This window comes from Kitasatospora sp. NPDC059327 (genome assembly GCF_042752535.1).
GTDB lineage: Bacteria > Actinomycetota > Actinomycetes > Streptomycetales > Streptomycetaceae > Kitasatospora.
On the sequence record NZ_JBHYYB010000183.1, the window covers coordinates 1 to 9,476 of the forward strand.

8 protein-coding genes are annotated in these 9,476 nt (G+C 69.7%); 2 read left to right on the forward strand and 6 right to left on the reverse strand.

What is annotated here, in order from left to right; translation table 11 throughout:
- Positions 1–228: 228 nt before the first annotated feature.
- Positions 229–1,419 carry a hypothetical protein gene (locus ACFXHB_RS43450; RefSeq protein ID WP_380582554.1) on the reverse strand — a complete coding sequence of 397 codons (1,191 nt, stop codon included), beginning with the start codon at positions 1,417–1,419 and terminating at the stop codon, positions 229–231.
- A 64-nt stretch (positions 1,420–1,483) separates the two neighbouring features.
- Complete coding sequence (locus ACFXHB_RS43455; RefSeq protein ID WP_380582556.1) at positions 1,484–3,001, reverse strand: hypothetical protein; 1,518 nt, start codon at positions 2,999–3,001, stop codon at positions 1,484–1,486.
- Between the two features lie 456 nt (positions 3,002–3,457).
- Between ACFXHB_RS43455 and ACFXHB_RS43460 the strand changes: the two genes are divergently transcribed.
- On the forward strand, positions 3,458–4,702 hold the full coding sequence (locus ACFXHB_RS43460; protein WP_380582558.1) for an IS110 family transposase: 1,245 nt from the start codon (positions 3,458–3,460) through the stop codon (positions 4,700–4,702).
- Between the two features lie 116 nt (positions 4,703–4,818).
- Here ACFXHB_RS43460 and ACFXHB_RS43465 read toward each other — a convergent pair whose 3' ends face one another.
- The 4 genes from ACFXHB_RS43465 to ACFXHB_RS43480 form a co-directional block, all read right to left on the reverse strand.
- Entirely contained in the window at positions 4,819–5,901 is a 1,083-nt protein-coding gene (locus ACFXHB_RS43465) for a hypothetical protein (RefSeq protein ID WP_380582560.1), read from the reverse strand.
- A 301-nt stretch (positions 5,902–6,202) separates the two neighbouring features.
- Positions 6,203–6,751 carry a Tn3 family transposase gene (locus tag ACFXHB_RS43470; protein WP_380582562.1) on the reverse strand — a complete coding sequence of 183 codons (549 nt, stop codon included), beginning with the start codon at positions 6,749–6,751 and terminating at the stop codon, positions 6,203–6,205.
- A 19-nt stretch (positions 6,752–6,770) separates the two neighbouring features.
- Positions 6,771–7,340: a Tn3 family transposase gene (locus ACFXHB_RS43475; RefSeq protein WP_380582564.1), complete on the reverse strand. Its 570-nt coding sequence runs from the start codon at positions 7,338–7,340 to the stop codon at positions 6,771–6,773.
- Between the two features lie 85 nt (positions 7,341–7,425).
- Positions 7,426–8,175, reverse strand: a complete 750-nt coding sequence (locus tag ACFXHB_RS43480) for a hypothetical protein (protein WP_380582566.1) — start codon at positions 8,173–8,175, stop codon at positions 7,426–7,428.
- 367 nt (positions 8,176–8,542) lie between these two features.
- Between ACFXHB_RS43480 and ACFXHB_RS43485 the strand changes: the two genes are divergently transcribed.
- Positions 8,543–8,938, forward strand: a complete 396-nt coding sequence (locus ACFXHB_RS43485; protein ID WP_380582568.1) for a hypothetical protein — start codon at positions 8,543–8,545, stop codon at positions 8,936–8,938.
- Positions 8,939–9,476 lie beyond the last annotated feature (538 nt).

The window sequence follows — 9,476 nt, forward strand, 5'->3', positions numbered from 1 at the left end:
TCCCCTCAGGAACCGACTCGATCCGGTGATCCGTCAGCGAGCTCATCAGTGACTCCCTTGATCAGGGTGTCCACCGAAATTCTGATACTCCCGCACGGGAGGACGGCCGCCGCGCATCGGCACCGCAGAGGATGTGAACAGGCCTTGGAAGCCACGGAGTTGACCGCCGGATCACGCGCCGGCATCCCGACGACGGCCCCCATGGCCGGCCGGACGCGGGGCCGGCCGCTACCTCCTCGGGGCTCGGGTGTCCGACAGGAGGACCAGGGTGGACGTCGGTGCGGTGCCGGGAGGCGGCGGCGGGGTGCGGAGCAGCCCCGGCGTCCCGCTTCGGCGGTAGGGCTGGGTCGGTTGGGGGTCCTTGGCGTCCTGGGTGGGCCGCGGTGTCTCGCACTGTTCGGCGCCGGTGAAGGTCTGGGCGAGCAGGGAGCTGGCGTTGACGGTGGACGGGCTGTCCACCGTGATGTTCTCCACGGTGCTGCTTCCGGCGTCGTCGTCGACGTGCAGGACACCGTTGGTGCGCACCATGGCGTTATGCGCGGAGAGGACCAGGATGTCCTTCGGCTTGAGGGTGATCTTGTACGTCATCTTCTCGGAGGAGGTCTCCGCGAGCTCGGTTCCGGCGGTGAGCCGGAAGGCGGCCTCGAAGGCGCTCTTGACGCCGACGTGCAGTTCGTCCCTGGCGAAGACGGTGCCGGTGGCCTGGGTGGTGGTCGACAGCTGGTTCTGGGCTTCCTTGGCGACCTGGTTCTGTGCGGTGTTGGTCACGGCGGCCGAGGCCTGGGTCTGTGACTGGGCGGAGCTGGTGAACTCGCTGTTGGGGCCGGTGTCCTTGGGCGCGGTGTGAAAGGTGTTGCCGCTGCTGTTGGTCTGCGTGCCGGTGACCGTCTCGGCGACCTCGGTGGTGGCGGTGGAGGTGTTGGTGGTGGTCTCAGTGGTCTGCTGGGTGACCGATTCCTGCTTCTCGGCCGTGACGGTGACCTCGGTGGTGTTGTCGACGGTCCCCTCGATGGTGGCCCTTCCCGAGATCTCGCCCTCGATGTTGTCGGTGATACCGGAGGTGAGGGTGACCTCGCGCTCGACGGCCATGTCCTCGTTGGTGCAGTTGACGACCGCGCTGCCGACGTTGGTGACGGCGGTGACGTACTCCGTCGGCCCCGCGGTGACGCGGAAGTCGCAGCCGCTGCGGCGGCAGGCGCGCAGCGCGTCCCGCACGGGGATGCTCTGGCCGTTGCGGAACGCCTTGGCGGCGGTCGGCCCGCCCGGCGCGCCGACGGCCGGTGCGGCGAAGGCCGGTGCGGCGAGGGCGGGCAGCGCGGTGGTGACCGTCAGTGCCAGGGTGAGGGCACCCGCGCGGGCGGCGGTGGCCCGGCGCGTACGGGGGCCGGTGGGAGCGGGGGTGTTGCTCGGGCGGTGCACGGGCTCTCTCCTCTGAAGCGCGGCGCGAACGGTCGGGTCGTGGGCAGCAGGACGGTCCCGGGGTTCACCGCCGGGAGGGGGACAGCTCGGTGAGCCGGGTGTCCCGGTTCTGCGGCGCGGCCGGGACGCGCAGCAGGCCGGCCGGCTCCGGAGCTCCGCGGAGCGGTCCGTCGGCGGTCAGCGAGCGGGTGCCGCCGTTGTCGGGGGTGACCTTGAGCGGGCGCTCGGTCAGGCAGTGCTTCTTCTCGTCCTGGGTGAGCGGGCCGGTGCGTTCGTAGACGCGGTCGGGTACCTTGCCGGACGGAAAGTCGAACATCGCGTCGATGGTGATCCCGCCGGGGCCGCGAAAGAGCCCCTCGATACGCTCGCGGGCCGGCTGCACCTCGATCCAACTGGCCTCTCCGGGCTGGACGGCCTGCTCCACCTGCTTGGTGGTGGAACGGGAGGCGATCATCGGGTTGGTGGTGTTGGCCGGGCCGGAGTTGCCCTCGTTGCGCTGGAACCCGGCGGCGACCTGCCTGAACATGTGGGGGTTCGCCGACGGCATACCGGCGTCGTCCTCGCCGGAGTTGGCCGGGTTCTGGTCGACGGAGTTGGCGTTCCTGACCCGGCCGGCCTCCTGACTGATGCTGTCGAAGCCCTCCTCGGCCCAGGTGACGGTGCGCCGGTCCACCACCTGGTTGCGGGTGCAGTTGAGGTAGGCGTAGTCCAGGATCCGGTTGCTCCCGTAGAACTGGTAGCTGTACCGGGGGTCGACGGTGAACCGGCAGGCGTTGGCCGCCGCCCGGCAGTTCTGGGCGGCCGAGGCCAGGGAGATCTCGTCGATGCCGTTGTAGGCGCTCCACGGCAGCTTGTTCTGTTCGATCCGGTGGTCGATGAAGGCGGCCTGCTCCTCCGCGGAGACGGCGGTGAGCAGCGGGCCGCAGTTGACGTCCGGCGAAGGGTTGTCCTCCAGTGACTCGAAGACGATCAGCGGATTGTCCTCGGCGGCGGTGAACTCGAACACCCTGGGGGCCGCTGACCAGGCTCCGGCGCCGACGGCTCCGACCGCCTTGGTGTAGCCGAGGGTGGTGTAGTCCTGGGTGTACTGCACGGTGCGGACGATCTCGCCGGCCGCCTTGGCCGGGTCACCGGCGGCGTCGTACGCCGTCTCGCGGTACGCGCTGACCCGGTACTTCTGACCGCCCGCCACCTCCGCCGGGCTGCACGAGCCGAGGGTGGAGGCGGAGTCGGAGAACCGGACCCGTACCTGGGCGCCCGCGTTCACGTTCCACAGGCGTTGTCGCAGCTTTCCGGGGCCGTCCGAGTTCAGCGACACCGCCTGGAGCCGTCTGGGATGGTTGGCGAGGGCTGCCGAGAAGACCTGGAGCCGGGTCGGGTTCGCCCCGTACCAGCCCGTCGGCACCGTCGCGGTCGGGTTGGTGGCGGAGGCGACCTGCGGGGCGGCGAACTCGGAGTTCTCGACCGCGACGGGCGTCCAGGGGTCCTCGGCGGCGGCGGGCGTCGGGGCGAATGCCAGGGAGAGGGCGACGGCTCCGCCGAGTACGTACGAGGCGGGGGTCCTGATCGGTCTGATCGGCACGGGTTCCTAATTCGTGAGTAGGTGGTTCCAGTCGGCCCGTCAGGGCCGGTGGACTGCTTGGGGGTGGAGAGGCCGGTTCTCGTCAGGTTTTCCAGGCCTGGTGCGAGGCCGGTCGGCCCACGCGGGGAGGGTTCGTGGTGGTTGAGTGGGTGCCGGGCTGACCCCTGTGGGTTCCTGGCCCGGCGAGGCCTTACGGAAGAACGGTGGCGCCCGGCGCTCTCGGGCCACCGCGAACCAGCCAGGGCGGTTCGGACGTTGAAGGTCGCGGTGTGAGCCCTCCGCAGGGCGACCTCTTCGCTTCCTCCCGAGCCGTCGAGCCCTGTCGAAGATGGAGGCCCCTGCGGCGCGCTGGTGCCGCGAACGGCTTGTGAGATGGCGGACCGATCGAGTCCTGGAATTAGGTCGCCGCGTGGCCCGCACAGGCTCACCACCTGCGCGAACAGCAACAGAACGGAGATGAATGTGACGGTGTTCTGCGGCATCGACTGGGCCGAGAACCACCATGACGTCGCCCTGGTCGACGAGGCGGGCACCCTGCTCGCCAAGCGCCGCATCAGCGACGACGCGGCCGGCTACCGGCTGCTGCTGGACCTGCTCGCCGAGCACGGCGACAGCCCCGAGGGGCCGATACCGGTGGCCATCGAGACCGGCCGAGGCCTGCTGGTCGCCGCCCTGCGCACGGGCAAGCGGCCCATATACGCGGTCAACCCGCTGGCCGCCACCCGCTACCGCGACCGGCACAGCGTCTCCCGCAAGAAGTCCGACCCCGGCGACGCCCTGGTCCTGGCGAACATCCTGCGCACCGACATGCATGCCCACCGGCCACTGCCCGCCGACTCCGACCAGGCTCGCGCCATCGCGGTCCTCGCCCGCGCCCAGCAGGACGCGGTCTGGAACCGCCAGCAGCTCGTCAACCAGGTCCGCTCGCTGCTGCGCGAGTACTACCCGGCCGCCCTGGACGCCTTCCTCGGCAAGCAGTACGGCCTGGCCCGAGCCGAGGCCCGCGCCGTTCTGGCCACGGCATCGACACCGGCCAGGGCGGCGCGGCTGAGCCTGGTCCAGCTGCGGTCCGCCCTCAAACGGGCCGGCCGCCAGCGGGGCATCGACGCCGAGGCCGAGCGCCTGCGCGAGGTCTTCCGCGGCGACTACGCTCGCCAGCCGATCGCCGTCGAGGAGGCAATGGGCTACCAGCTCATCGCACTCATCGGCCAGTTGGATGCGGCCTGCATCGCGGCCGACGGACTCGCCGAGGCGGTCGAGGCCCATTTTCGCCAGCACCCGGACGCTGAGATCATCCTGAGCTTTCCCGGCCTCGGGGTCCAGCTCGGTGCCCGGGTGCTCGCCGAGATCGGAGACGACCGCGAACGCTTCACCGACGCCCGTGGGCTCAAGGCCTACGCCGGCTCGGCCCCGATCACCCGCGCCTCCGGCAAGAAACGCTACGTCGGACGCCGCTTCATCAAGAACAACCGGCTCATCACAGCGGGCTTCCTCTGGGCCTTCTCCGCACTCAAGGCCTCGCCCGGAGCTGATTCGCACTACCGGCGAAGGCGCGAGGGCGGCGACTGGCACGCCCAGGCACAGCGGCACCTGTTCAATCGCCTGATCGGCCAGCTCTACCACTGCCTGCAGACCAGGCAGCTCTTCGACGAACAACACGCCTTCACCTCCTTCTCAACCGATCTGGCTGTCGCGGCTTGACTTGTTAGGCACGTGAGATGTCTTCCGGTGGGGGCTCGGTGGGTCCGCACCGCGTGTTCCGGCGCGCCGCGGCGGGCACGCGCGGCAGACCGGGCTGGCCCGACGGGGGCGACGGGTCACGGGGTGGGCAGCGGGGTGAGTGTTCCGCCCGGAGTGGGACGGGTCTGCTCACCGTCCTGGTCGGACAGGCCGGGGCGGCAGTTCCAGGTCCTCGGGTCGTACTCGTACTGGTCGGGCCGGTAGGCGCCGGTGTGCTGGGCGGAGATCGCGCACATCTGGCCGGCCGCGGTCTTCGGATCGGAGTACCGGTCCTTGTTGACGATGCTGTTCACCAGGGCCGAGGTGGACGCCGTGTCCTGCTTGGTGGCCGTGCCGTCGGTGGCGTACTTCGCCACACACGGGGCGCTGCCGGGCGGGCAGGCGTCGATGGCCTGCTGGTTGGCGGTCTGGGCGGTACAGCCGTCCGGCAGCGAGCCGTCCACGAAGGGCACGCACGCGTCGGAGTCGGCGACCGGCGGCTTGTCCCCGGAGGGGATCGCGGGCCGCTCCGGCGCGGGAGTGCCCGCCGTGGGGACGGCCGGCGCGGGGGTGTCGGTCGGCGCGCTGTCCTGGTCGACGCGGACGTTGGAGACCAGTGCGCCGAGGGCGCCGGTCTCCAGTGAGGTGAATCGCAGGATCGGGTTGTCGCCGCTCGCGGTGAACCGGTAGGTGTTGGTGTTCCGCCAGGGCGTGCCGACCGTCGTCCCGGAGAGGGTGGTGAACTCCTTGGCAGTGCCGCCGGTGGCGCTCACCTCGTACCGCCGCTGAGCGGTGTTGCCTTCGTACCGGTTCGGTGAATCGTCCCACCGCAGGGTGATGACGGCACCGCTCCTGATGTTCTGCAGGGTCTGCGTGAGGTACCCGGCGGCTCCGTCGTTGAGGTCGAACGCCTGGTAATAGGAGGGGTGTTTGGCCAGGCCGGTGGAGTACAGGTCGCCGCGGCCCTCCCAGAAGGCCGGCGCGGCGCCGCCGGCGAGGCCGTCCTTCGGGGCCTGCGGTTGGGCCATCGTCCCGTTCACGGCGGTCGGCTGTCCTTCTGCCGCCGAAGCGGCCGGGCCCGCCCCGACCAGGGCGAGCAGGGCGACCGCCCCGGCGACGGCGAGTCTGACGGCCGGGGTCCCCGGTCGATGGCGCGGCTTGCCGGTGGTGCGGACCCGCATGGCTCTCCTAGATGATCGACAGAACAGACAGTCCCTTCATACGACATAGGTGACGCGCGATCAGGCGCCGCTCCCTACGGATCACCACGCGGGGACTTCTCTCACCCCGACCGCCTAACTCCCCCGCCGCGGAGGTGCCGTCCGGGACCACGAGGGCGGCGCGGGTGCGGGCGGTGGGATTCGCGTCCGCCACCTGGCGGGAGGCCCGGTCGGACAGCCGGGTGGTGACGCGTCGACGGTCACGGCGATGCCGCCGCAGTCGAGCGAAGGACGGCGTGGATGGCCACCCGTAGACGCAGCCTCATCGGCTCGTCCAGTCGCAGCGGTTCAAGCCCCACTGCTGGGCGATCAGGTCCCACTTGATCGCGCGGGTCAGCGAGCCGCCGAGTGCCGGCCAGCCGGGCGGGTCGTCGTCGGGGCGGTACAGCCCGATGCTGCCGATGTTCTTCAACCGGGGCAGCAGCCGGAAGTTCAGCAGCTCGGTGAAGGCGAAGCCGACCACCGAGGCGCCGTGGGTGTCCACGTAGTTCGACTCGATCTCGGCGTCCGTGCAGTGCCGCAGCAGGCCCTCGATCATCGCCGCGACCTCGGACGACGAGCAGGACTTGAGCTGGCTGTAGATACAGACGTTCCTCCGCTCGACGTGCCAGTAGATCATCACGCCGTCGCCGCCGTAACGGGCGTGGTGCTCCGTCATGAAGGTCGAGGACCAGGAGCCGAACTTCTTGCTGTCGGACGCGCAGGCCGTGCCTCGTCCCCGCCATTGGATGTGGCGGGTGCCGAAGGTGGTGTACACCAGCCGGGTGACGGCGGCGCGCAGGTTGTCGACGGTGATGAAGTGTCGGCGCACGTGCCGTAGCGCGGCCTCGCTACCCGCCGTGTTCGCCGGTAGCCACAATGGCGCGGATGCCCATGTTCGTCCCGAGCGCGAACAGCGCCAGCAGCAGCCGGCGCTGGAGGGTGGCGCGGTCGATGCGCTCGTAGGCGGCCGCCGAGGAGAACTCGTCGGTGAAGCCGGTCAGGAAGTCGGCGTTCTTCAGCACGTCCAGGAGATCGAGCACGCCCCAGCGGCGGATCACCTCGTCCTTGAGCGCCTGCAGGCCGGTCGGCTCCGGCAGCGGTTCCAGCTTCGGCACGGTGATCCACGGGTCACCGTGCCGCGTGGTCACCTTCACCACGCCCGCCGAGCCGTCCGCCAGGGCCAGCGACAGCCGGTCCAGGCCGGCGGTCAGCCGCTTCTTCAGGCCGGTGATGAACTCCTGCGGGTCCATCGGCTGGCGGATCGCCGCGTAGTGCACGGTGCGGGTGGTCTCGAAGTCACCGGGCAGGTCGTCCTCCGGGTTGCGCCACCGCGTCGCGCCTTCGACGTGGATCTCGCGGCGCCGGATCGCGTGCCGCAGCGTCTTCTCCCCGACCACCGGGTACAGGGCCCGCCGCACGATCTCGTCCGGCGGGCCGATCGCCGCGTCGGCGAGCCTGAAGAGAATGCCCTCCTTGCTGCGGACCCTCCTCGGGGGGCCTGGTCTACTCGACGAACACCCACAGGTTCACAGTCCGGTCCGGGTGCAGCATTTCCCAGCATCCGGCATATCCCGTGTATCCCTTGGTGCCGTAGTCGGTCACGAGGCCGATGCTCTTCCAGGCCGTCCATCCGTGGTCCAAGTTCTCGACATTGACCAGCATGTACCTCTTGTCCGGAGATTCGTAGATGGGGAAGAGGCACCACCAGAGGCTGCCCGCGGTGTCGCCTCGGTCGTTCTCCCCGTTCGGCCCGAAGGCGCAGACCTCGCGGGAGTGGCCCTGCCTCGGCGCGAGGTACGAACCGTCGTAGTAGCCGCCACCGGTACCTCTGATCTTGAAACACGGGACGTTGTTGATGTATCCGCCGGCGTCGATGGCGTCCCACAGTGTGGAGTACGTCAGTTCGACGATTTCGAAATGCTTGGTGGAGTCGCCGGCTTCCGGGACGTGCCAGCACTCAAGATGGCCGTTGCGAAGGGTCATCGACCACTCGATCTTGTCCTCCCAGAGGTCGAGGACGATGCGGAACGGGGACGACGCGAGATAGTCGACCACCTTGGCCTTCGGGTCCTCGCCGGCACAGCCCATGCCGTAATAGGTGGCCAAGAGGGCCATGACGGCGAATTCGCTGTGCTCCTTCGTCACCAGGTCCGTGATCGAGCTCAGTACGTCCTCGCACGAAAGCCCGTTCGGATTCGAGCGGTTCGCAATCGGCTGGGGATCGTGCACGAGGGTGTCTGCGGGCATGGGCATGGGAGGTCTCCGTGTCCGTTCTGCGGGGGAAGGCAGGCATGAGATCGATCCGTATACGGAGAGTATGGCCGAACCGGACCTGCCGAAGGGGCGGATTAGCCTGGACGGCCGTGTGCCGTTCACTCGTCCGAACGCCCTCTGCCCAGTGACCGCTCCGAGGTGGACCGAAGCCGCCAAGCGTTGTCTTCTCCGCAAGTGCTGCCAGGAGCCCGATCCGTAACCGATTCCAGGGACCAGCGACCGATTTCCGTCTCAGCACGGCCCGACAGGCCATAGAGCAGCAGCGTGGCATAGAGCCGTTGCCGCCGGACGGGACTGGACCGAGTACCTCGCAGCGGGAGTCGAGAACGATGCTCACAAGCAGCCGATGGAGGGGAATAGTGCACGGTCGGAACAACCCAGCATCCCGCCCGACCCCCACGGCCGGATCACCAGTGCCCGCTTTCGCCGCATCCTCGCCTGGCACATCGCCCGCCTCCCCGGCGGCCTGGTCCTGTGCCACTACAAACCCGCCCAGGCCCTGTGCCACCGCGACCGCCCCGAACAAGGCCCCCGTCTCGACCACTGCCGGCCGACCTGCACCAACATCGCCCGCACCGACCACCACGCCGCCCAGCTGCGCCGCCGCGCCGAGCTCCTCGACCGCCAGGCCGACCACGCACCCGCGCCCGTCGCCGAGCGCCCGCGCGCCAGCGCCCAACGGCTGGCCGCCCCCGCCGACCACCACGACCGCACCCGTACCACCCACCAGGACCCGGCATGAGCCCGCCCATGACGAACGAGCGCGCATCCGCGCCGCCATGGACCGCATCCTCACCGACACCGCGGTGCACTCCACCGGCGCGCTGACCGTCGTCGCCCTCGCCCAGGAAGCCGGCGTCCCCCGCAACACCCTCACCCAGCGCCATCCGGACCTGAAGAACGAGTTCTGCACACGGATCGCCGAACGCGCACCGTCCCGGACACCGAAGGCCGCCTGCGCGCCACGATCGCCAGGCTCAAGACCACGATCGCCAACAAGAACAAGGAGGTCGCCCGGCTCCGTACCGACCGTATCGCCCTCCTGCGGGCCGTCAACCAGCTCACCCTGGAGAACCAGCAACTACGCGGACAACCGAACGACACGACCGTGATCCCCTTTCCAAGACCTCCCCGCTCCCGAACCTGAGCCACGAAAGGCGCGCCGTGCCGGCCCGCGGCAACCAGGACGGGTCTATCAGGATTTCGGTGTACGGCACCCGTTTGGGCTAGGTGTTGATCTTGCTGTGGGTGTGGGCCGGTTGGCTCACACCCGTCCGGCT

Coding starts and splice junctions, on each gene's coding strand:
- ACFXHB_RS43460 (WP_380582558.1), top strand. CDS start 3,458: ATGAATGTGACGGTGTTCTGCGGCATCGACTGGGCCGAGAACCACCAT.
- ACFXHB_RS43465 (WP_380582560.1), bottom strand. CDS start 5,901: ATGCGGGTCCGCACCACCGGCAAGCCGCGCCATCGACCGGGGACCCCG.
- ACFXHB_RS43480 (WP_380582566.1), bottom strand. CDS start 8,175: ATGCCCATGCCCGCAGACACCCTCGTGCACGATCCCCAGCCGATTGCG.
- ACFXHB_RS43485 (WP_380582568.1), top strand. CDS start 8,543: ATGGAGGGGAATAGTGCACGGTCGGAACAACCCAGCATCCCGCCCGAC.